This is a genomic window from Bacillus sp. 007/AIA-02/001 (assembly GCF_004634455.1).
In the GTDB taxonomy this organism is placed as follows: Bacteria; Bacillota; Bacilli; order Bacillales; family Bacillaceae_G; genus Bacillus_A; species Bacillus_A cereus.
The window spans coordinates 186,527-208,385 of the sequence record NZ_SEIY01000004.1 but is presented as its reverse complement, the minus strand read 5'-3'; the positions used below and the strand labels follow the sequence as shown (position 1 = coordinate 208,385).

The window sequence follows — 21,859 nt, the reverse complement described above, 5'->3', positions numbered from 1 at the left end:
GGAGGGGTATTTAAGGGGTACGTGCTTGTCGAGAATTGTCGGTAAGTCGATAAGTTATGTCGAAACGTCGATATATTAAAATAATCGCCGATATAATCGGAGTTGCGGTCGATATATTTGAAAAATCGCTGATATATTTAGAGAGATACTGGATGGGGTATGTGAGCGGGGAACAATATATAAAAGAAGCGCCCAATTATAGGGCGCTTCCACTTTTAGTTGTATCCAGCTCCAGCGACCTGTGATTCTAAACGAGCCGCTTTCGCTTTTAAGTATTAACGATTTGTAAAGATCTTATCGATTAAACCGTATTCTAAAGCTTTTTCTGCTGTCATGAAGTTGTCGCGGTCTGTGTCGCGTTGTAGTACTTCAAGTGGTTGACCAGTGCGGTCAGCAAGAATTTGGTTTAGTTTTTCACGTAAGAATAGGATACGTTTTGCAGCGATTTCGATTTCAGTTGCTTGACCTTGTGCTCCTCCAAGTGGTTGGTGAATCATTACTTCACTGTTTGGAAGTGCATAACGTTTTCCTTTTTCACCTGCTGCAAGTAAGAATGCACCCATAGATGCTGCCATACCGATACAGATTGTTGATACTTGTGGTTTAATAAACTGCATTGTATCATAGATTGCCATACCTGCTGTGATAGAACCACCAGGGCTGTTGATGTAGATGTGAATATCTTTTTCTGGATCTTGAGATTCCAAGAATAAAAGCTGGGAAACGATTGAGTTAGCTACGTTGTCATCAATTGCACTACCAAGCATAATGATGCGGTCTTTTAATAGTCGAGAGTAAATATCGTAAGCGCGTTCTCCACGATTTGTTTGTTCAATTACTGTAGGAATTAAATTCATCTGTTATTTCCTCCTTATAAAGCTTTCTTAGTCTTATAATACAATTATGGTCAATAAAGGTCAAACGAAACCACTTTAAATCAAAAAAATATGTAGTTGTACCATGAAATATTCGCTATGTTTTCGAAATTCCCTGCTTATGTATCTTCAACATCATAACCGAATTACATAAATTTAAACGTTATGAAAACTGGAGAAAAAAGAAAAGAACGCCTTTTAACTGAAGCGTTCTTTCGATAATTAGTCTTTTAAAAGATAGGTTACTTTATTTAAAATCTTTTCGATTTGTTTCGCGTTTTTACTATACATTTCGCTTGCTGATTTCGACTTTGTTTCTAGGGAAAATAGTTCAAGATCAGCATGACATTTTTTTAAAGATGCTAATAATAAAGGTTTATTTTGAGGAGAAGGCATTTGGAGTTTGTCATTGTAAATGTCGATAGTAAGTTGTCCGTATGAATCCACTTGACCGAGGAAGACATTTTCAATAACAACACCGAGTTTTTCTAATTCTGAATGTAGCCAAGCGCGGTTATGTCCGCTTGCTGAAAGAGGTTCATCTAGTACATTTCCATCCATAATAACAGTTTGTGGTTCTTTCTCGTTTGGTACTTTTAAACCGATATCTTTTGCTGTAAGTGGCTGGGAATCTTTCTTTAATAATACATTTAATTCTCCGCTCGGTTCTAAGACAGCAAATTCGACTTCAGCTACGCTGAACGCACTTTTTCCACGGAGAAGTTCCAGTAATTCGTCACTCGTATATTTTTCTTTCTTTAAGTTATCTTCGAGTATCTTTCCGTCTTTTATTAATACGGTAGATTTCCCTTCAAAGAAGTCCCGAGCTGTTTTGTTCTTTAAAGAGAGGATTCCTGTTAAAAAAGGTACCACAGCGAAAATGAGTATCGCAAAGACGCCGTGAAAAAATTTTGAATCGAGCCCGGTAGATACTTGGGCAGCGATGTCACCAATCGTCATTCCGGCTATGTATTCAAAAAAGGAAAGCTGAGAGATTTGTCTTTTCCCTAACCATTTCGTAATAGCGAATAAAATAATTAATATGAATACAGAGCGAAGAATGACAAGTGTCCATTCCGGCAGGTGAGACATAGTCGTTTCCTCCAGTCTACTTAAAACCCTTTATATTGAGGTTCTTCACGTTCTAATAATGAAATTCTATCCTTTAAATCAGCGATGACGCTGTCCATTTCTAACATACATTCATGAAATACGCGTTTTGATTCTTCGTCTTGTGAATTTAATGAAAGGGAGCTTAAACTTGCTTGAGCGCCCCTTACACTAGCAAGGCAAGTTTTTACGCTAGCGATAACAGTCATATAAACACCTCTTATCCTTTCGGTTTGAATAACAATGCTCCAATGAAGCCGAAAATAATAGCCGCTGATACACCGGCGCTCGTTACTTTAAACATGCCGGTAATAACGCCAACGATGCCATGTTTTGCAGCTTCTTCCATTGCGCCATGAACGAGGGCATTACCAAAGCTTGTAATAGGTACAGTTGCCCCGGCTCCAGCGAAATCAATTAATGGCTCATACAAATTAAATCCATCTAATATAGCTCCAGCAACAACGAGTGTTGCCATTGTATGAGCAGGTGTTAGTTTGCCGACATCAAACATAAGTTGGCCGATTACACATATGAGTCCGCCAATGACGAAAGCCCAGAAAAAAATCATTGCGTTGCACCTCCAAATTCAATCGAAACGGCGTGAGCGATACACGGAATCGTTTCTTCTTGTTGGAATGTAAGTGGAGATAGTAAAGCGCCTGTCGCAACGACAAGTATTTTTTTGAACTCTCCTCTTTTCATTCGGTTTAATAAATGACCGTACACGACTGTTGCAGAACATCCAGGTCCGCTAGCACCAGCTATGACAGGTTGTCCTTCTCTATAAATGATAATTCCGCAATCTTGAAATTGTTCGCTCGTTACTTTCGTTCCGTGTTTATGTAGTAAGTCATAAGCAATTTCGCGTCCTACATGTCCGAGATCGCCTGTTACGATTAAATCGTAGTAAGAGGCATCAATTTGACGTTCACGTAAATGGGCTTCAATTGTATCAACTGCAGCTGGAGCCATTGCGCCTCCCATATTAAACGGATCCGTTAATCCCATATCAACCACTCGGCCGATTGTTGCAGAGGTTACTCTTGGACCGTGTCCAGTATCGCTTAAAATAGCGGCTCCTGCTCCGGTTACTGTCCACTGTGCAGTAGGCGGCTTTTGTCCACCGTATTCGGTAGGGTAGCGGAATTGTTTTTCTACAGCTGTATTATGGCTTGAAGCTCCAGTTAATAAATATTTTGCACCTTTTGCATTTACGATACTTGCCCCAAGTGCTAAACCTTCCATAGAAGTAGAGCAAGCCCCGAATAATCCGAGATAAGGAGTCCCAAGTGTGCGGCAAGCAAAGCTTGTTGGAGTAATTTGATTAATTAAATCTCCTGCGAGTACGAATTGAATATCATCTTTACGAAGCTCTGCTTTTTCAGTAGCGCGACTACAAGCTTCTTCGAATAAAATCTTATGTGCTTTTTCATAGGAATCTTGTCCGAGCCATAAATCTTCATGAAGGATATCGAAGTCTTCTGGGATGTTCCCCTTTGCTTCAAATGGTCCACCGACAACCCCTGTTGAAATAATGACTGGTTTGTTTTCAAATACCCACGTTCGGTGTCCTTGTAACATTTATAGCCCTCCCCATTGAACGAGAATAGTTTTAATAAGTGCGATGACGAAAGCGGAAAATACACCAAATAAAATAACAGAACCAGCTAGTTTAAACATATTACCGCCGACACCAAGTACAAAACCTTCCGTTCGGTGTTCAATACACGCGGAGATAACAGAGTTACCAAATCCAGTGACAGGTACAGCTGTTCCAGCGCCTGCAAACTGACCGAGACGATCGTATACACCGAATCCGGTTAGCAACATTGAGATAAAAATGAGAGTTGCGACTGTTGGATTTCCTGCTGAACGTTCGGTAAAATCGAAATACGTAATATAAAAAGTTGATATCAGTTGCCCGATTAGGCAGATAAAACCACCAACGAAAAAGGCCTTTAAACAATTTTTTAGAACAGGGCGTTTCGGTTCGCGTTCTTGCTCAAATTTTTTGTATTCCTGTTGTACAGGGGTTAAGTTTTTATCCTTACTTGACATTGCAATCCTTCCTTTTCTATTCGAAAGCGTTAAGTGTTAGATTCCATTTCTGATCCGATTAGCTTTAACTGTTTTTTGATCTCATCTTTAGATACTTCTTTTTTCTTAATTTTGTTTGCAAGCTTTTCGAGTAACATAAAGATTTTTTTATCTGTACTAACACGAACATCGAAAGTAGGATATTCATCACTTAGTTGCTTTTGAAGTTTCTTGCGCAAAGGTTTTAATCCAAACCTTTCATGATGCTCAGGTATAACCGCTATGTAGAGATCTAAATTTGAATTCACTGCTGCGCTTTTTATAATTTCATCCATAGCAAGGGCCTTTTTCTTAGCTCCTTGCGATATAGATTGATTAAAGGATTCTGTACTCATCTTTGTTAATTTTGGACCCTTTTCTTTTTCTGTTCGTTTTGTTTCTTCTTTCTTTACCTTTTTATCTAATGGGCTATGATCACAACCGGTAAAAGAACTAAATAGAAGTATAAATAACGCGGTTATAAGTCCAATCTTTCGCATAATCATCATTCCATTTCTATTGCAATATGTAATGTGATAGAAAAAGGATGACTGCATATCATCCTTTTTCTATTTCACAGCAAATCTGATTCGTTATTGCTGTGAGTATTGTGGTTCTTCTTGTTGGACTTCTTCAACGCGTGGGTTTAAAGAATCGATAATCGTTTGTGTTTGCTGCGCAGCTGTTTGGAAAAGTTGCTTAGCTTGTTGGTTATCCGTATCAAGAGCGAATCCCTCTAAGCTAGCTTGTGCACTTTTTAATCCAGAAACAGTTTGCTTTAATTTTGTAATTACAGTCATTGAATGAAGCCCCCTTTGGAATATCAATTCATAGGTTATAATTTGTGAGTTGGGGTGAATTTATGATTGGAAAATTTAGGGGTGGAATGGATTTTATATGCTTTTAGCTAAGATGCATAAGGTATTACGGGGATATTTTTATTGATTTAGATGGATTTTATTGCTATTATTATGAGAAGAAAATGAAGTGTTTTCTATAATCATGCGCCCATAGCTCAGTCGGATAGAGCGGTGGTTTCCGGTACCACGTCTGCCGGGGGTTCGAATCCCTCTGGGCGCGTCAAAAAGTCCTAACTTACGTTTTGTAGGTTAGGACTTTTTTTATTTACCTCTTGTTATATCTAGTAATAAGATTTACTATTAGTACTTGATAATAATTTTTAATTTTATTATTTTCTTTCAATATTATTCAAATTTCGGTTGTAAGTTGTAAATCTCATTAATACATATAAATTAATAATATTTTGGAATGGGTGTCTGCGTGAGGATTCTCCTTTTACCAAACTTATTGTACAATAGAAACAAGGGGGAGATTAGTTTGAAGGCAAGTCTTTTACAAGAACAAAGCTTACGTTTGGCAATGACACAAGAGTTAAGGCAAGCGATTACAATGCTCCAGTATAATGTACAAGAATTATCGGAGTTTTTGTATGAGCAATCGTTAGAGAATCCCCTTATTGAGTTAGGTGGTTTTGAGAGGGAGAAGAAAAAGAGCTCTAACAACAGTAAAAGTACCAGCAAACAAGTCGAGAATCAGATGGAGATCTACAGTGTGGATTCTACAACGATTCAGCAACATTTATTAAATCAAATACAGTATTATAAAATAGATGAAGAAGAGCGAAAAGTAGCTTCTTTCATTATTATGAACATGGATGGAAATGGATATTTACAAGAAACGAATGAAGAGTTAGCAGAGCTCCTTTCTGCACATATTCATGTAGTCGACCGTTCTGTAGAGCTTGTCCAATCACTGGAGCCAGCAGGGGTAGGGGCGCGTAATATTCAGGAATGTTTAACCTTACAATTGAAGCGCTTACAAAGACGTAATGGATTAGCAGAAGAGGTTGTAGAAGATCATTTCGCTTATTTTGTGAAGAAAGATTGGCGAAAGCTCGTTCAAGTGTTGAAGTGTAGTAATGAGGAATTGCAGATTGCGGTAAATTGTATAACGTCATTACAACCAAAACCAGGTCTTGCGTTTTCTTCAGATAAACCACTTTACATTGTACCTGATATGGCGGTGAAAAAAGATGGCGATCGCCTCGTTTTACAAATGAATGAGAGAAATATGCCGAGAATTGAAATTCATTCTGAATATAGTGCGCTTCTTAATAATAGTGAAAGTGAAGTAGCATCTTACGTATCAGAAAAGTATCAGCATGTGCAGTGGATTATGCGCAGTTTGAAGCAGAGAAAACAGACATTGCTGCAAGTAATGACTATTATTATGGAAAAACAACGTGATTTCTTCTGGAAAGGTCCAGAGTATTTAAGACCTCTCGCTTTAAAAGAGGTAGCGGAAGAGTTAAGTGTGCATGAATCGACAATTAGTCGTGCGACGCGAAATAAATATGTGCAAACACCACACGGTTTATTTGAGATGAAATCGTTCTTTAGCAATGCCGTTTCGACGACTGAAGATGAAGCAGTTTCTACAAAACGTGTAAAACAATTTATTCAAACGCTAATTGGGGCAGAGGATAAGAAAAAGCCACTTTCAGATCAAAAGATTTCAAAATTATTAGAAGAAGAGCATGAAATTGTTATTTCTCGAAGAACAGTGGCGAAGTATAGAGAACAAATGCATATCCCAGCTTCGTCATTACGAAAAACGATCGGATAGGTGAAGAAGATGAAAGTTGTACTGTATACTAAAAAAGATTGTGGCCTTTGCGTGAAGGCAAAACAAGTTTTACAGGAAGTACAATGTGAATATTCTTTTCAAATCGAGGAAATAGATATATATGAAGATAATGACCTTTTAGAAAAATATCACTTAATGATTCCGGTTGTAGAAATGGACGGAAAACAAGTAGAATATGGTAACATTCACAAAGGTGTCATAATAAACTATATAAAGAATGCAGTTAAGAGTTGAATAAGTTTCTATCTCCTGTTACAATAATACACGTAGCAGGGATTATTTTTTTAACCTATGTGGGACACAAAATGTCACTACGGGACGCAAAGTGACCACGAGGGAAAATGAACCGATGTAGTGAGGAGAAAAGATATGCGCTCATGGATTCAGAACACAAAAAAATTATTACCTGATCTGCTACCTGTTATGCAAACGAGAATGCAAATTCTTCAATACATTAGGCTCATGCAGCCGATTGGAAGAAGAAACTTATCAGCAAGTCTCGGTATGACAGAACGAGTATTGCGAAGTGAAGTTCAAGTTTTGAAAGAACAAAACTTAGTTCACGTCGCTTCTTCTGGAATGACTTTGACAGAAGAAGGAACAGCTTTAGTTCTTGCTTTGGAAGACTTTATGAAAGAAATTTCCGGGTTAAAGGTTTTAGAAAAGCAACTTAAGGAAACATTAGACTTGGATGAAGTTTTCGTTGTCCCTGGTGATAGTGATGAATCACCTTGGGTCAAACTGGAGATGGGCCGTGCTTGTGTGACTTGTATAAAAGACCGTCTGACAGCGAATAATATCGTTGCTGTGGCTGGAGGAACTACGCTAGCTGCTGCTGCGGACATGATGCAACTTGATTGCAAAGATTTACATATGCTGTTTGTCCCAGCACGTGGTGGAATTGGAGAAGGTGTTGAATTAGAAGCCAATACCATTTGTGCCAAGATGGCGCAAAATACGATGAGTAATTATCGCTTATTGTATGTTCCAGACCATGTTAGTAGCGAAGCATATGCGTCTATTGTGACAGAGCCTTCCGTGAAAGAAGTTCTTGAGTTGATTCGATCTTCCAATATCGTCATTCATGGAATAGGTGATGCGTTAACAATGGCACGTCGCAGAAGTACTTCAGAAGCAGATTGGTTAAAGATTCAGGCAAGCGAAGCAGTTGGCGAAGCTTTCGGTTACTACTTTAATGAAGAAGGAAATGTTGTTCATAAAGTAAGAACAGTTGGTATGCAACTAGAGGACTTACAAAATGTATCTCATGTTGTTGCAGTCGCTGGAGGTTCTTCAAAGGCAAAAGCAATACAGGCTGTAATTAAACAAGGGCACACTTCAATTCTAATTACAGATGAAGGTGCAGCAAAACAGTTAACAAAGGGTTTTACCCTTTAATATAATCCCCCAAGGAGGAAATTCAAATGACTAAAATTGGTATTAATGGATTTGGACGTATCGGACGTAACGTATTCCGCGCAGCTCTTAACAACTCTGAGGTAGAAGTAGTAGCAATCAACGACTTAACAGATGCTAAAACATTAGCTCACCTTTTAAAATATGACACAGTTCACGGAACTTTAAATGCAGAAGTATCTGCTAACGAAAACAGCATCGTTGTTAACGGTAAAGAAATTAAAGTTATCGCTGAGCGTGACCCAGCTCAATTACCATGGAGCGACTACGGAGTAGAAGTAGTAGTAGAATCTACTGGCCGTTTCACTAAAAAATCAGATGCTGAGAAACACTTAGGTGGATCAGTTAAGAAAGTTATCATCTCAGCTCCAGCTTCTGACGAAGATATCACTGTAGTTATGGGTGTTAACCACGAACAATACGATGCAGCTAACCACAACGTAGTATCTAACGCTTCTTGTACTACAAACTGTCTAGCTCCATTCGCTAAAGTATTAAACGAAAAATTCGGCGTAAAACGCGGAATGATGACAACAATTCACTCTTACACTAACGACCAACAAATCTTAGACTTACCACACAAAGATTTACGTCGTGCTCGTGCAGCAGCTGAAAACATGATCCCAACATCTACTGGTGCAGCTAAAGCTGTAGCATTAGTATTACCAGAACTTAAAGGTAAATTAAACGGTGGCGCTGTACGTGTTCCAACTGCTAACGTTTCTCTAGTTGACTTAGTTGTTGAACTTGACAAAGAAGTAACAGTTGAAGAAGTAAATGCAGCATTCAAAGCAGCAGCTGAAGGCGAATTAAAAGGTATCCTTGGATACAGCGAAGAGCCATTAGTATCTATCGACTATAACGGATGTACAGCTTCTTCTACAATCGATGCATTATCTACAATGGTAATGGAAGGTAACATGGTTAAAGTACTTTCTTGGTACGATAACGAAACTGGTTACTCTAACCGCGTAGTAGACCTAGCAGCTTACATGACTTCAAAAGGTCTTTAATTCTTAATTATATAAGTTATCAATGACAAAACGAGGGAGAGGGTTTGTTCCCTCTCTCTCTTCTTTCGTTTTAAAAGCAAATGTGTTAAGCTTTTGAGTGGGTTTTGTCAATCCTAACTAGTAGTCGGAGGGAAATCCAATGAACAAAAAATCAATTCGTGACGTAGATTTAAAAGGTAAGCGTGTATTTTGCCGCGTTGATTTCAACGTACCTATGAAAGAAGGCAAAATTACAGATGAAACTCGTATCCGTGCAGCTCTTCCTACAATTCAATATTTAGTAGAGCAAGGTGCGAAAGTTATTTTAGCAAGTCACTTAGGCCGTCCAAAAGGTCAAGTAGTAGAAGAAATGCGTTTAACTCCAGTAGCAGCACGTTTAGGCGAGCTTCTTGGTAAAGACGTTAAAAAAGCGGACGAAGCATTCGGACCAGTTGCACAAGAAATGGTTGCAGCAATGAACGAAGGCGACGTATTAGTTCTTGAAAACGTACGTTTCTATGCGGGCGAAGAAAAGAACGATGCAGAACTTGCGAAAGAATTTGCAGCACTTGCTGACATCTTCGTAAACGATGCATTCGGTGCAGCTCACCGTGCTCACGCTTCTACAGCAGGTATCGCAGACTACCTACCAGCAGTATCTGGTCTATTAATGGAAAAAGAGTTAGATGTACTTGGTAAAGCACTTTCTAACCCAGAACGTCCATTTACAGCTATCATCGGTGGTGCGAAAGTAAAAGATAAAATCGGTGTAATTCGTCATCTATTAGACAAAGTAGATAACTTAATCATCGGTGGTGGACTTGCTTACACATTCGTTAAAGCTTTAGGTCATGAAATTGGTCTATCTCTATGTGAAGACGACAAGATCGAACTAGCTAAAGAATTTATGCAACTTGCAAAAGAAAAAGGCGTAAACTTCTACATGCCAGTTGATGTTGTAATCACTGAGGAATTCTCTGAAACTGCAACAACTAAAATCGTTGGTATCGACTCTATCCCTTCTAACTGGGAAGGCGTGGACATCGGTCCTAAAACACGTGAAATTTATGCAGATGTAATTAAAAATTCTAAGCTTGTTGTATGGAATGGACCAATGGGTGTATTCGAAATGACTCCATTCGCAGAAGGTACAAAAGCAGTAGGACAAGCATTAGCAGATGCAGAAGATACATACTCTGTTATCGGCGGTGGTGACTCTGCAGCAGCTGTTGAAAAATTCGGTATGGCTGATAAAATGAGCCACATTTCTACTGGCGGCGGTGCGTCATTAGAATTCATGGAAGGTAAAGAGCTTCCAGGTGTAGTTTGTCTTAACGACAAATAAGTAGCAGCCAAAGAAAAAGGACGGTGCAAAGCATGCGTAAACCAATTATCGCAGGTAACTGGAAAATGAATAAAACTCTATCTGAAGCAGTTAGCTTCGTAGAGGAAGTTAAAGGTCAAATCCCAGCAGCTTCAGCTGTTGATGCAGTAGTTTGCTCTCCAGCTCTATTCTTAGAGCGCCTTGTAGCAGCAACTGAAGGAACTGACTTACAAGTAGGTGCACAAAACATGCACTTCGAAAAAAATGGTGCATTCACTGGCGAAATTAGCCCAGTAGCACTTAGCGACTTAAAAGTTGGCTATGTAGTACTTGGCCACTCTGAGCGTCGTGAAATGTTTGCTGAAACAGATGAGTCAGTAAACAAAAAGACTATCGCAGCATTTGAACATGGTTTAACACCAATCGTATGTTGTGGTGAGACTTTAGAAGAGCGCGAAAGCGGAAAAACATTTGATCTAGTAGCAGGTCAAGTGACAAAAGCACTTGCAGGTTTAACAGAAGAGCAAGTTAAAGCAACTGTTATCGCTTATGAGCCAATCTGGGCTATCGGTACAGGTAAATCTTCTTCTTCTGCAGATGCAAACGAAGTATGTGCGCACATCCGTAAAGTTGTTGCAGAAGCTGTTTCTCCAGAAGCTGCAGAAGCTGTTCGTATCCAATACGGCGGTAGCGTAAAACCAGAAAACATTAAAGAGTATATGGCACAATCTGACATCGACGGCGCTTTAGTTGGCGGTGCTAGCTTAGAGCCTGCTTCGTTCTTAGGTCTTCTGGGGGCGGTAAAATGAGAAAGCCAACAGCTTTAATCATTCTTGACGGTTTCGGACTTCGTGAAGAAACTTACGGGAATGCTGTAGCACAAGCTAAGAAACCTAATTTTGATGGTTACTGGAACAAATTCCCTCACACAACGCTTACAGCTTGTGGTGAGGCGGTAGGTCTTCCAGAAGGTCAAATGGGTAACTCTGAGGTTGGTCACTTAAATATCGGTGCTGGCCGCGTAGTATATCAAAGCTTAACACGCGTTAACGTTGCAATTCGTGAAGGTGAGTTCGATAAGAACGAAACTTTCCAAAATGCAATTAAAAGTGTAAAAGAAAAAGGTACTGCACTTCATTTATTCGGTTTACTTTCTGACGGTGGTGTGCACAGTCACATGAACCATATGTTTGCTCTTCTTCGCCTAGCAGCAAAAGAAGGCGTGGAGAAAGTTTATATCCATGCATTCTTAGACGGCCGCGATGTTGGACCACAAACAGCAAAAGGTTATATCGATGCAACGAATGAAGTAATTAAAGAAACAGGAGTAGGACAATTCGCGACTATCTCTGGTCGTTATTACTCTATGGACCGTGACAAGCGTTGGGATCGCGTAGAAAAATGTTACAGTGCTATGGTGAATGGTGAAGGCCCTACTTATAAATCAGCAGAAGAGTGTGTAGAAGACTCTTATGCGAACGGTATCTATGATGAATTCGTATTGCCGTCTGTAATTGTTAACGAAGATAACACGCCAGTTGCAACAATCAATGATGATGATGCAGTTATCTTCTATAACTTCCGTCCAGACCGTGCAATTCAAATTGCTCGTGTATTTACAAACGAAGACTTCCGTGAGTTCGATCGTGGTGAAAAAGTACCTCACATTCCAGAATTCGTATGTATGACACACTTCAGTGAAACTGTAGATGGTTACGTGGCATTCAAGCCAATGAACCTTGATAACACTTTAGGTGAAGTTGTTGCGCAAGCGGGATTAAAGCAACTTCGCATCGCGGAAACTGAAAAGTATCCGCACGTTACATTCTTCTTTAGCGGTGGTCGTGAGGCTGAATTCCCAGGAGAAGAGCGTATCTTAATTAACTCACCGAAGGTTGCAACGTATGACTTGAAACCTGAAATGAGCATTTACGAAGTAACGGACGCTTTAGTAAATGAAATCGAAAATGATAAACATGATGTTATCATTCTTAACTTTGCGAACTGTGATATGGTTGGCCATTCTGGGATGATGGAACCAACAATTAAAGCAGTAGAAGCAACTGACGAATGTTTAGGAAAAGTTGTAGAAGCGATTCTTGCAAAAGATGGTGTAGCACTTATTACTGCTGACCATGGTAATGCTGATCAGGAGTTAACTGCTGATGGTGGTCCTATGACAGCTCATACAACTAACCCGGTTCCTTTCATCGTTACAAAAAATGATGTAGAGCTTCGTGAAGGTGGTATTTTAGGAGATATCGCTCCAACAATGCTTACACTTTTAAATGTGGAACAACCGAAAGAAATGACAGGTAAAACAATTATTAAATAATTTGCTTATATAAAAAGGAGAGAATTTATTATGCCAACAATTATTGATGTTTATGCTCGCGAAGTCCTTGACTCTCGTGGTAACCCAACTGTAGAAGTAGAAGTTTATACAGAAAGCGGCGCTTTCGGACGCGCTATCGTACCAAGTGGTGCATCTACTGGTGAACACGAAGCAGTAGAATTACGTGACGGTGACAAATCGCGTTACCTTGGTAAAGGTGTTATTAACGCAGTAAACAACGTTAACGAAATTATCGCTCCAGAAATCGAAGGTTTCGATGTAACTGACCAAGCTGGTATCGACCGTGCTATGATCGAATTAGATGGCACTCCAAACAAAGGTAAACTAGGCGCTAACGCTATCCTTGGTGTATCTATGGCAGTAGCTCACGCAGCAGCTGACTTCGTAGGTCTTCCATTATACCGTTACCTTGGTGGATTCAATGCAAAACAATTACCAACTCCAATGATGAACATCATCAACGGTGGTTCTCACGCTGATAACAACGTTGACTTCCAAGAGTTCATGATCTTACCAGTTGGTGCTCCAACATTCAAAGAATCAATCCGTATGGGTGCTGAAGTATTCCATGCACTTAAAGCTGTATTACATGACAAAGGTCTTAACACTGCAGTAGGTGACGAAGGTGGATTCGCTCCAAACCTTGGTTCTAACCGTGAAGCTTTAGAAGTAATCATCGAAGCTATCGAAAAAGCTGGTTACAAAGCTGGCGAGAACGTATTCTTAGGAATGGACGTTGCTTCTTCTGAGTTCTACAACAAAGAAACTGGTAAATATGACCTTGCAGGCGAAGGCCGTACTGGCTTAACTTCTGCAGAAATGGTTGATTTCTATGAAGAGCTTTGCAAAGACTTCCCAATCATCTCTATCGAAGATGGTTTAGACGAAAACGACTGGGATGGTCACAAATTATTAACTGAGCGTATCGGTGATAAAGTACAATTAGTTGGTGACGATTTATTCGTAACTAACACTCAAAAACTTGCTGAAGGTATCGAAAAAGGTATCTCTAACTCAATCTTAATTAAAGTTAACCAAATCGGTACTTTAACTGAGACTTTCGAAGCTATCGAAATGGCTAAACGTGCTGGTTACACAGCAGTTGTATCTCACCGTTCTGGTGAAACTGAAGATGCTACAATCGCTGACATCGCAGTTGCAACTAACGCTGGCCAAATCAAAACTGGTTCTATGAGCCGTACTGACCGTATTGCTAAGTACAACCAATTATTACGCATCGAAGACGAACTAGGCGAAATCGCTGTTTACGATGGTATCAAATCTTTCTATAACATCAAACGATAATTGTAGAAAATAAACGACAGACCGTGAGAAATCACGGTCTGTTTTTTTATGCTAAAATTGTTCACCCGTCATAAGTGACATGAAATGTTTGAAGAAGCGGTTATAGTCAAAATCAATTGCGATTTGATGAACCGGCCAATCAATAAATGGCTTCTGGTTCACTAAAGAGCGAAATTCCCCTATGCTTGCTCCTTGTGCAGAGGATTCTGTCATGACAACAATAGGTGATTTATGATACGTGAACATAGAGTTATCAAATAAAGCGAGTATTGGCATTGTGTCATGGAAAGGGCTGCCTTTTAAATGTGGTAGGGCGTCTTTATAATATCCGTAGTAATAATGATCGAATAAAGGTTTGAGAAGTGGGGCTTTTCCTTTTGCTTCAATATACTCTGCCATTTCTGGTGTAATGACGGAATATTGGGTAACGTTTAATGGGTATATGTACATGTTAGCTGTAGATTGAAGGACTATATTAGCAGCAGTAGGATCGCCATAAAAGTTTGCTTCGGAAATAGGGGTAACATTACCAGGATGTAAAAAGGCACCGCCCATTACGTAGTAAGATTTAACTTGCTTCATTAACTGTTTACATACGATGAATAAAATTGCTAGGGAGGTAAGTCTTCCTAAACTTACAATGATTAATTCATCTTTATACTGTTCAATAAGAGGAATGACTTCAAAAAAATTCTCCATTTCTCCGTTAGTCACATTCACCTTTGGAATAATTGGACCGAGCCCCTGTTTCCCATGTACATCCGTAAAAAACGCAGGTGGGGCACCTGTAAGGGGACGTTCTGAACCACCGAATATCTTGATATTTCTATTCTTTGTTTCGTTATTAAAAAAATGAGCATTTTCTACGGCCATTTTTTTTGGAACATTGCCGTAATCAGCAACGATACCGACGATTTCTATTTCATCGATAAAGAATGCTAAGAGGAGAGCCATCGTATCATCAATCCCAGGATCACAAAAAATGAGAACTTTTTTGGGCATATGTTCACCACCTATCTTGTTTATCCGGTACAAATCCGCTTGGTGAGGGATAATAATTAATGGGGATGAGGAAAACCTCAATGATTAAAGTTTCACTTTATATATATGTAAGTTTAAGGATAAAAAGATTATTTTATTGAAATAATAGTCTTTTAAATTCAGAAAATAAAAACTTTTTATATTAGGTCAAGGTTTTTGACGTAATTTCCGTTTGAAAATGCAGTCATATCAAGGTTGTAAGCGTATAACATAGGCTGTTTTTGCTGTCAAGTTGATAAATTGCAGCTTTTTACAATTTATACTATGATAAAGATATTAACAGAAGATCGTATAAACATGAGGGATGATGAACATGAAATTTACAAAGATTCTTGTCCAAATTGCTGCTCTTTACGTGTTTTATATGGTTGGAACTTGGGTGCAAGAAATGTTAAATATTCCGATTCCAGGAAGTTTGATTGGAATGTTCCTCTTACTTGTTTTACTTAGCCTAAAAGTTCTTCCAGTGAAATGGTTCGATTTAGGAGCAGAAACACTCGTTGCTATTATGCCGTTTTTATTAATTCCGCCAACGCTTGGCCTAATGAATTACGGTGCTTTTTTTATGAGTAAAGGAATTTCTCTTTTCATTACAGTTGTAGCGAGTACATTTTTAATTATTATTGTCGCAGGACATACAGGACAATATCTTGCGAATAGGAAGGAAAGAGAGTCGCGATGAGCCAAATATTAATCGGAGTCGGTTGGGTTCTTTTTACGGTGCTATTATATCAATTATCTAAAAAAATCTATAAATTATTTCCAACACCATTCACCATTCCAATGCTTGTAGCAACTGGATTAATGGCTTTCCTATTTATCGTGCTTGATATACCATATCAACATTATATGGAAAGTGGTGGTGGCTGGATTGCAAAGCTACTTGGACCCGGTGTTGTAGCATTTGCAATTCCTCTTTATAAACAACGTCATGTTCTGCAAAAATATGTTGTACCGATTGCTGGCGGGGTATTAGTAGGTACAACAGTTGCAATCGCTAGTGATTTTGCGATTGCTTCACTTATGGGAACGGATAAAAGCTTAATCTTATCGTCATTACCAAAATCGGTGACAATGCCAGTTGCGATGAGTGTTTCAGAGCAAGTCGGTGGTGTACCTTCCTTAACAGCAGCTTTCGTTGTTATCGCAGGTATTACTGGAACGATTACAGGACCCCTTTTATTAAAATGGAGCCGTGTTACAAACTCAGTTGGTAAAGGTATCGGATTTGGATGTGCTTCTCATATTATGGGCGTGATGAGAGCGATGAAAAATAACGAACATGAAGGTGTTATTGGATCGGTAACAATGACATTAACAGCAATTTTGACATGTTTACTTGGACCGTTATTTGCGATGATGTTTATGTAATAGAAGAAAAGCGAGAGCGCCTCTATAGCTCTCGCTTTTCTATAGAATTTATGCTACAGTTACAATAACTGAATCTTTGTAGGAGGTACGCCAAGTGCATACGTTATTATCAGTTTTACTTATTATTGTATCGATTTTAATGATTGTTATGGTACTTATGCAATCTAGTAATAGCTCAGGCCTTTCAGGTGCAATTTCAGGCGGTGCGGAGCAATTATTTGGTAAGCAAAAGGCACGTGGAATTGAAGCGGTATTAAACCGTATTACAATTGTTTTAGCTGTATTGTTCTTTGTATTAACAATTGGTGTTACGTACTTCAATTTATAAAATTGAAAGAAGAAGCGTTAGTGAATGGTACTAATGGTTCTTCTTTTTTTGTTTTGCTATTTGAAAGATGTTTCTAATTAGATTATAGAAATACAAATATGGTACACTAGATATAGAAAGAATACGACTAGATTACAGAAGAGAAAGAGGAGAAATACATGATGAAATTAGCATCTCCGAAACCATTTACATTTGAGGGTGGAGACCGCGCTGTTTTATTACTACATGGATTCACAGGGAACTCAGCTGATGTACGTATGTTAGGGCGTTTCTTAGAAAAGAAGGGCTATACTTGTCATGCACCAATTTATAAAGGGCACGGTGTACCACCAGAAGAGCTTGTTCATACAGGGCCTACAGATTGGTGGCAAGATGTAACGGAGGCATATCAGCTTTTAAAAGATAAAGGTTTTGAGAAAATTGCTGTTGTTGGATTGTCACTTGGCGGCGTATTTTCTTTAAAATTAGGTTATACAGTACCGGTTTTAGGTGTAGTACCAATGTGTGCACCGATGTATATTAAGAGCGAAGAAACGATGTACCAAGGTATATTGGCATATGCCCGCGAATATAAAAAACGTGAGCAAAAATCACCAGAACAAATTGAACAAGAAATGTTGGAATTCCAAAAGACACCGATGAATACATTAAAAGCATTACAACAATTAATTGCTGACGTACGTAACAATGTGGATATGATTTATGCACCAACATTTGTTGTACAAGCACGTCATGACGAAATGATTAATACAGATAGTGCTAACATTATTTATAACGGTGTAGAATCTACGTTAAAAGACATTAAATGGTATGAAGACTCTACGCATGTCATTACACTTGATAAACAACGTGACGAGCTACATGAGGATGTATATAACTTCTTGGAGCAACTAGATTGGTAAGATCTAGTTGCCTCTTTTTTTCATAAGGAATTTTTTGTGAAAACTGTAAAAATCATAAGGGGAGTATTGAAGTTTCACTTTATACATCCCCTATCTTTCGGATACACTAAATAATATAAGGTTTTAAAGGAGGTATTTTTGCTTGGAAGAAATCATACAAGAACATATTGATAAGTTGTTATTATTTATGAGAGAAGAAGCGTATAAACCGCTAACGATACAAGAGTTAGAAGAGGCATTTGGGATTGAAGGTTCTGAGGGCTTTAAAGATTTCGTAAAGGCACTTGTAACGATGGAAGAAAAGGGACTTGTTATTCGTACTCGTAGCAACCGTTACGGTCTTCCTGAAAAGATGAATTTAGTAAGAGGTAAGTTAATTGGACATGCACGTGGTTTTGCATTCGTTGTACCAGACGAGAAGAAAACGGGAGACGATGATCTTTTCATCCCGCCTACAGAATTAAACGGTGCACTTCATGGTGATACAGTATTAGCACGTCTTAGTTCTCAATCGAGTGGCTCGCGTCAAGAAGGTTCAATTGTACGCATTTTAGAGCGTGGAACGAAAGAACTAGTTGGTACATATACAGAATCGAAAAACTTTGGATTCGTTATACCTGACAATAAGCGCTGGACGAGTGACATTTTCGTATTGAAAAGTGCATCTATGGGCGCTGTAGAAGGTCATAAAGTAGTTGTGAAAATCACGAGCTATCCAGAGAATCGTTTAAGTGCAGAAGGTGAAGTTATTCAAATTCTAGGTCATAAAAATGATCCAGGAGTAGATATTTTATCTGTCATTCATAAACATCATTTACCTTTAGCATTCCCTGAGGAAGTGATGGAGCATGCAAACAGTGTACCAGAAACGATTTCAGAAGAAGATTTAAAAGATCGCCGCGACCTGCGTGATCAAATGATCGTAACGATTGATGGTGCGGATGCGAAAGACTTAGATGATGCTGTTACAGTAACGAAGCTTGAAAATGGTAACTACAAGCTAGGCGTTCACATTGCGGATGTAAGTCATTACGTTCAAGAAGGCTCTCCAATTGATGTTGAAGCAGCGGAAAGAGCGACAAGTGTGTATCTTGTTGACCGTGTAATCCCGATGATTCCGCATCGTCTATCTAACGGTATTTGCTCATTAAATCCGAAAGTAGACCGTCTGACATTATCTTGTGAAATGGAAATCAACAACTTAGGTGATGTTGTTAAACACGAGATTTTCCAAAGTGTGATTAAAACGACAGAGCGTATGACGTATGCTGACGTAAGAAGCATTTTAGAAGATGAGGACGAAGAGTTAATTAAGCGTTATGAGCCGCTCGTACCGATGTTTAAAGAGATGGGTCAATTGGCACAAATTTTACGTGAAAAACGTATGCGCCGTGGTGCAATTGACTTTGACTTTAAAGAAGCGAAAGTATTAGTAGATGAAGAAGGAAAACCGACAGACGTTGTCATGCGCGATCGTTCTGTTTCAGAGAAGTTAATTGAAGAATTTATGCTTGTTGCGAATGAAACAGTAGCAGAGCACTTCCACTGGATGAACGTACCGTTTATGTACCGTGTCCATGAAGATCCGAAAGAAGATAAGCTTGAGCGTTTCTTCGAGTTTGTAACGAACTTCGGATATGCGGTAAAAGGACGTGCGAATGAAGTGCACCCTCGTGCGCTGCAACAAATTCTTGAAATGGTTCAAGGACAGCCAGAAGAAGTAGTTATTTCAACAGTTATGCTTCGTTCTATGAAGCAAGCTCGTTACGATGCGGATAGTTTAGGACATTTCGGTTTATCAACTGAGTTCTACACACATTTCACATCACCAATTCGTCGTTACCCAGATACAATCGTTCATAGATTAATTCGTGAATACATTATTAATGGTAAAGTCGACAACGAAACGCAAGCAAAATGGCGTGAAAAATTACCTGAGATTGCAGAGCACTCTTCTAATATGGAACGCCGTGCTGTTGAAGCAGAGCGTGAAACAGATGAGATGAAAAAAGCAGAGTATATGGTTGATAAGATCGGTGAAGAGTATGACGGTATGATTAGTTCTGTAACAAACTTCGGTTTATTCGTAGAGCTTCCAAATACAATTGAAGGTCTTGTACACGTTAGCTACTTAACGGATGATTACTACCGTTATGACGAGCAACATTTCGCTATGATCGGAGAACGTACAGGAAACGTATTCCGCATCGGTGATGAAATTACAATTCGCGTTATTAACGTAAACAAAGACGAGCGTGCAATCGACTTTGAAATCGTTGGCATGAAAGGCACACCTCGCCGTAAGTTCAAAGATCGTCCAGTCGTTATCGAACAGCCAAGAACAGGCAGAAAGAAACGCGGTGGACGTAGCGAGCGCAGTAATGAGCGCGGCGGTGAACGTGGCACAGGTAGAAAATTTGACCGTGGTGGCAAAGGAAAAGGAAGAGGATCCGCATCTGCATCCGCTTCTGCTAGCCAGCCAGGAAAAAAAGATGGTAACGGTAAGAAGAAAAAAGCATTCTTCGAAAACGTACCAGGATTCAAGAAGAAAAAGAAAAAGCGTAAGTAAGAAAAGAGTGGCTTCGCTTTGATGAAAAGCGGGGCCGTTTTCTTTTTTCTTCGTGGCTTGAGAGCGAGCCACTTTCGCTTTTAATGGAATCCAGCTACAGTGGCTAGAATGTTCGGCGGCTTCGCTTCTTCCCCAGAGGCAAAGAGCGCCTCAAGGTCAGAAGCTCCATCCACCTCACATTCTGAGCGAGCCACTTTCGCTTTTAATGGAATCCAGCTACAGTGGCTAGAATGTTCGGCGGCTTCACTTCTTCCCGAGAGGCAAAGAGCGCCTCAAGGTCAGAAGCTCCATCCACCTCACATTCTGAGCGAGCCACTTTCGCTTTTAATGGAATCCAGCTACAGTGGCTAGAATCTGTTGGCCATTTCACTCCCTCGGCCGAAGCAAAAAGCGCTTCTCTGTCGGGAGTTCCAATGTCCAAAGATTCTGAGTGAGCCACTTTCGCTTTTTATTAACATTTGTTACAATAGTAAAAATAGAGGAGGGACGTTATATGCCAAAGGGTACAGGTAAGGTTATTGCACAGAATAAAAAAGCATTTCATGATTATTTCATCGAAGAAACATACGAAGCAGGGCTTGTCCTTCAAGGAACGGAAATTAAGTCGATTCGCGCTGGACGCGTAAACTTGAAAGATGCGTTTGCACGTGTACATAATGGTGAAGTATGGGTTCATAATATGCACATTAATACATACGAACAAGGGAATCGTTTCAACCATGATCCACTTCGTACGAGAAAATTACTTCTGCATAAAAAAGAAATTGATAAACTAGCGGGCGCTGCGAAAGAAACAGGTTACGCATTAGTTCCACTTAGAATTTATTTGAAAAATGGATTTGCAAAGATGGCACTTGGTTTAGCAAAAGGTAAGAAACAATACGATAAGCGTCACGATTTAAAAGAGAAAGAAGCTAAACGTGAAATTGCACGCGCGTTCCGTGATCGCCAAAAGATGTAATACAGATATTTACATTTGTAAAACGGCGCGCGTATGTTATAATAACTTATGTAAGGTTGTTGCACATTGAAAAACAGCTCTTAGTAGCTATCACGATATTTTCTTCGTATGCTCCATTTTTATCATGGGGACGTTACGGATTCGACAGGGATAGTTCGAGCTTAGGTTGCGAGTCGAGGGGATCGGCCTCGTTAAAACGTCAAAGCCTATAATTGGCAAACAAAACAATCTTTCTTTAGCTGCTTAATTGCACTAAAGGTTCCTCCCTCCATCGTCCATGTGGTAGGGTAAGGGACTCAAACTAAGTGGACTACGCCGGAGTTCGCCGTCTGAGGACAAAGGAAGAGAACAACCAGACTAGCAACTTGGAAGCCTGTCGATAGGCCGAAGAGTTCGCGAAATGCTAATATATCGACTACACTCGTAGAAGCTTAAGTGCCGATATTTTTGGACGTGGGTTCGACTCCCACCGTCTCCACCAATACATATTTGGTGGTTTTTTATTTTGTATAATATGAACCATAACTTTGCCAGGTTGGCGAGGTTATGGTTCTTTTTGTTTC

24 protein-coding genes, 1 tRNA gene and 1 other RNA gene are annotated in these 21,859 nt (G+C 39.4%); 16 read left to right on the top strand and 10 right to left on the bottom strand.

Annotation, left to right across the window (positions count from 1 at the left end):
* Window positions 1-275: 275 nt before the first annotated feature.
* The 8 genes from clpP to ES895_RS12700 all read right to left on the bottom strand — a co-directional run bounded on the left by clpP (window position 276) and on the right by ES895_RS12700 (window position 4,864).
* Window positions 276-857 carry an ATP-dependent Clp endopeptidase proteolytic subunit ClpP gene (clpP, locus tag ES895_RS12735; protein WP_001049162.1) on the bottom strand — a complete coding sequence of 194 codons (582 nt, stop codon included), beginning with the start codon at window positions 855-857 and terminating at the stop codon, window positions 276-278.
* Window positions 858-1,097: 240 nt separating this feature from the next.
* Window positions 1,098-1,967, bottom strand: coding sequence for a DUF421 domain-containing protein (locus ES895_RS12730; RefSeq protein ID WP_000018924.1), 870 nt, complete (start codon window positions 1,965-1,967; stop codon window positions 1,098-1,100).
* Between the two features lie 20 nt (window positions 1,968-1,987).
* Complete coding sequence (locus ES895_RS12725) at window positions 1,988-2,194, bottom strand: DUF1657 domain-containing protein (RefSeq protein ID WP_098295701.1); 207 nt, start codon at window positions 2,192-2,194, stop codon at window positions 1,988-1,990.
* Window positions 2,195-2,205: 11 nt separating this feature from the next.
* Window positions 2,206-2,556, bottom strand: a complete 351-nt coding sequence (gene spoVAE / locus ES895_RS12720; protein ID WP_000575919.1) for a stage V sporulation protein AE — start codon at window positions 2,554-2,556, stop codon at window positions 2,206-2,208.
* The gene (spoVAD, locus tag ES895_RS12715) at window positions 2,553-3,569 is read right to left on the bottom strand and encodes a stage V sporulation protein AD (protein WP_000938972.1); all 1,017 of its coding nucleotides are present in this window, start codon (window positions 3,567-3,569) and stop codon (window positions 2,553-2,555) included. The genes spoVAE and spoVAD overlap by 4 nt, the downstream gene beginning before the upstream one ends.
* Window positions 3,570-4,046 (bottom strand): stage V sporulation protein AC, encoded by a 477-nt coding sequence (spoVAC, locus tag ES895_RS12710; RefSeq protein ID WP_000095408.1) that lies wholly within the window; start codon window positions 4,044-4,046, stop codon window positions 3,570-3,572.
* Window positions 4,047-4,075: 29 nt separating this feature from the next.
* Window positions 4,076-4,564: a YhcN/YlaJ family sporulation lipoprotein gene (locus ES895_RS12705; RefSeq protein WP_001226064.1), complete on the bottom strand. Its 489-nt coding sequence runs from the start codon at window positions 4,562-4,564 to the stop codon at window positions 4,076-4,078.
* Between the two features lie 93 nt (window positions 4,565-4,657).
* Window positions 4,658-4,864, bottom strand: coding sequence for a DUF1657 domain-containing protein (locus tag ES895_RS12700; protein WP_000216166.1), 207 nt, complete (start codon window positions 4,862-4,864; stop codon window positions 4,658-4,660).
* A gap of 204 nt (window positions 4,865-5,068) precedes the next feature.
* On the opposite strand from ES895_RS12700, the gene ES895_RS12695 reads away from it, so the two are divergent.
* The 9 genes from ES895_RS12695 to eno all read left to right on the top strand — a co-directional run bounded on the left by ES895_RS12695 (window position 5,069) and on the right by eno (window position 14,124).
* Window positions 5,069-5,144 (top strand) — tRNA-Arg (locus ES895_RS12695).
* A gap of 258 nt (window positions 5,145-5,402) precedes the next feature.
* On the top strand, window positions 5,403-6,710 hold the full coding sequence (gene rpoN, locus ES895_RS12690) for an RNA polymerase factor sigma-54 (RefSeq protein WP_000647952.1): 1,308 nt from the start codon (window positions 5,403-5,405) through the stop codon (window positions 6,708-6,710).
* Between the two features lie 9 nt (window positions 6,711-6,719).
* Window positions 6,720-6,965, top strand: coding sequence for a glutaredoxin family protein (locus ES895_RS12685; protein WP_000869730.1), 246 nt, complete (start codon window positions 6,720-6,722; stop codon window positions 6,963-6,965).
* Window positions 6,966-7,100: 135 nt separating this feature from the next.
* On the top strand, window positions 7,101-8,129 hold the full coding sequence (gene cggR / locus ES895_RS12680; protein WP_001258185.1) for a gapA transcriptional regulator CggR: 1,029 nt from the start codon (window positions 7,101-7,103) through the stop codon (window positions 8,127-8,129).
* A 26-nt stretch (window positions 8,130-8,155) separates the two neighbouring features.
* Entirely contained in the window at window positions 8,156-9,160 is a 1,005-nt protein-coding gene (gene gap / locus ES895_RS12675; RefSeq protein WP_000161236.1) for a type I glyceraldehyde-3-phosphate dehydrogenase, read from the top strand.
* 139 nt (window positions 9,161-9,299) lie between these two features.
* A complete protein-coding gene (locus ES895_RS12670; RefSeq protein WP_001036350.1) occupies window positions 9,300-10,484 on the top strand; it encodes a phosphoglycerate kinase in 1,185 nt (394 codons plus the stop codon).
* A gap of 32 nt (window positions 10,485-10,516) precedes the next feature.
* Window positions 10,517-11,272: a triose-phosphate isomerase gene (gene tpiA, locus ES895_RS12665; protein ID WP_001231038.1), complete on the top strand. Its 756-nt coding sequence runs from the start codon at window positions 10,517-10,519 to the stop codon at window positions 11,270-11,272.
* Entirely contained in the window at window positions 11,269-12,798 is a 1,530-nt protein-coding gene (gene gpmI, locus ES895_RS12660; RefSeq protein WP_001231158.1) for a 2,3-bisphosphoglycerate-independent phosphoglycerate mutase, read from the top strand. The genes tpiA and gpmI overlap by 4 nt, the downstream gene beginning before the upstream one ends.
* A 30-nt stretch (window positions 12,799-12,828) precedes the next feature.
* Window positions 12,829-14,124, top strand: a complete 1,296-nt coding sequence (gene eno, locus ES895_RS12655; protein WP_001142111.1) for a phosphopyruvate hydratase — start codon at window positions 12,829-12,831, stop codon at window positions 14,122-14,124.
* Between the two features lie 51 nt (window positions 14,125-14,175).
* Here eno and ES895_RS12650 read toward each other — a convergent pair whose 3' ends face one another.
* Complete coding sequence (locus ES895_RS12650; protein WP_001125053.1) at window positions 14,176-15,126, bottom strand: nucleoside hydrolase; 951 nt, start codon at window positions 15,124-15,126, stop codon at window positions 14,176-14,178.
* 352 nt (window positions 15,127-15,478) lie between these two features.
* On the opposite strand from ES895_RS12650, the gene ES895_RS12645 reads away from it, so the two are divergent.
* The 5 genes from ES895_RS12645 (at window position 15,479) to rnr (ending at window position 20,335) form a co-directional block, all read left to right on the top strand.
* Entirely contained in the window at window positions 15,479-15,847 is a 369-nt protein-coding gene (locus ES895_RS12645) for a CidA/LrgA family holin-like protein (RefSeq protein ID WP_000673222.1), read from the top strand.
* On the top strand, window positions 15,844-16,536 hold the full coding sequence (locus ES895_RS12640; protein ID WP_000078309.1) for an LrgB family protein: 693 nt from the start codon (window positions 15,844-15,846) through the stop codon (window positions 16,534-16,536). Before ES895_RS12645 ends, ES895_RS12640 begins: the two co-directional genes overlap by 4 nt.
* A 94-nt stretch (window positions 16,537-16,630) precedes the next feature.
* Window positions 16,631-16,864, top strand: coding sequence for a preprotein translocase subunit SecG (secG, locus tag ES895_RS12635; RefSeq protein ID WP_000557264.1), 234 nt, complete (start codon window positions 16,631-16,633; stop codon window positions 16,862-16,864).
* 161 nt (window positions 16,865-17,025) lie between these two features.
* A complete protein-coding gene (gene estA / locus ES895_RS12630) occupies window positions 17,026-17,766 on the top strand; it encodes a carboxylesterase (RefSeq protein WP_000761986.1) in 741 nt (246 codons plus the stop codon).
* Between the two features lie 142 nt (window positions 17,767-17,908).
* Entirely contained in the window at window positions 17,909-20,335 is a 2,427-nt protein-coding gene (gene rnr / locus ES895_RS12625; RefSeq protein ID WP_048534581.1) for a ribonuclease R, read from the top strand.
* A 202-nt stretch (window positions 20,336-20,537) separates the two neighbouring features.
* On the opposite strand, the gene ES895_RS12615 is transcribed toward rnr, so the two are convergent.
* On the bottom strand, window positions 20,538-20,705 hold the full coding sequence (locus ES895_RS12615) for a hypothetical protein (RefSeq protein WP_162279587.1): 168 nt from the start codon (window positions 20,703-20,705) through the stop codon (window positions 20,538-20,540).
* Window positions 20,706-20,828: 123 nt separating this feature from the next.
* On the opposite strand from ES895_RS12615, the gene smpB reads away from it, so the two are divergent.
* Together smpB and ssrA are read left to right on the top strand one after the other, a co-directional pair.
* A complete protein-coding gene (gene smpB, locus ES895_RS12610; RefSeq protein WP_001123919.1) occupies window positions 20,829-21,296 on the top strand; it encodes an SsrA-binding protein in 468 nt (155 codons plus the stop codon).
* A gap of 126 nt (window positions 21,297-21,422) precedes the next feature.
* Window positions 21,423-21,777: a transfer-messenger RNA gene (ssrA, locus tag ES895_RS12605) on the top strand.
* Window positions 21,778-21,859 lie beyond the last annotated feature (82 nt).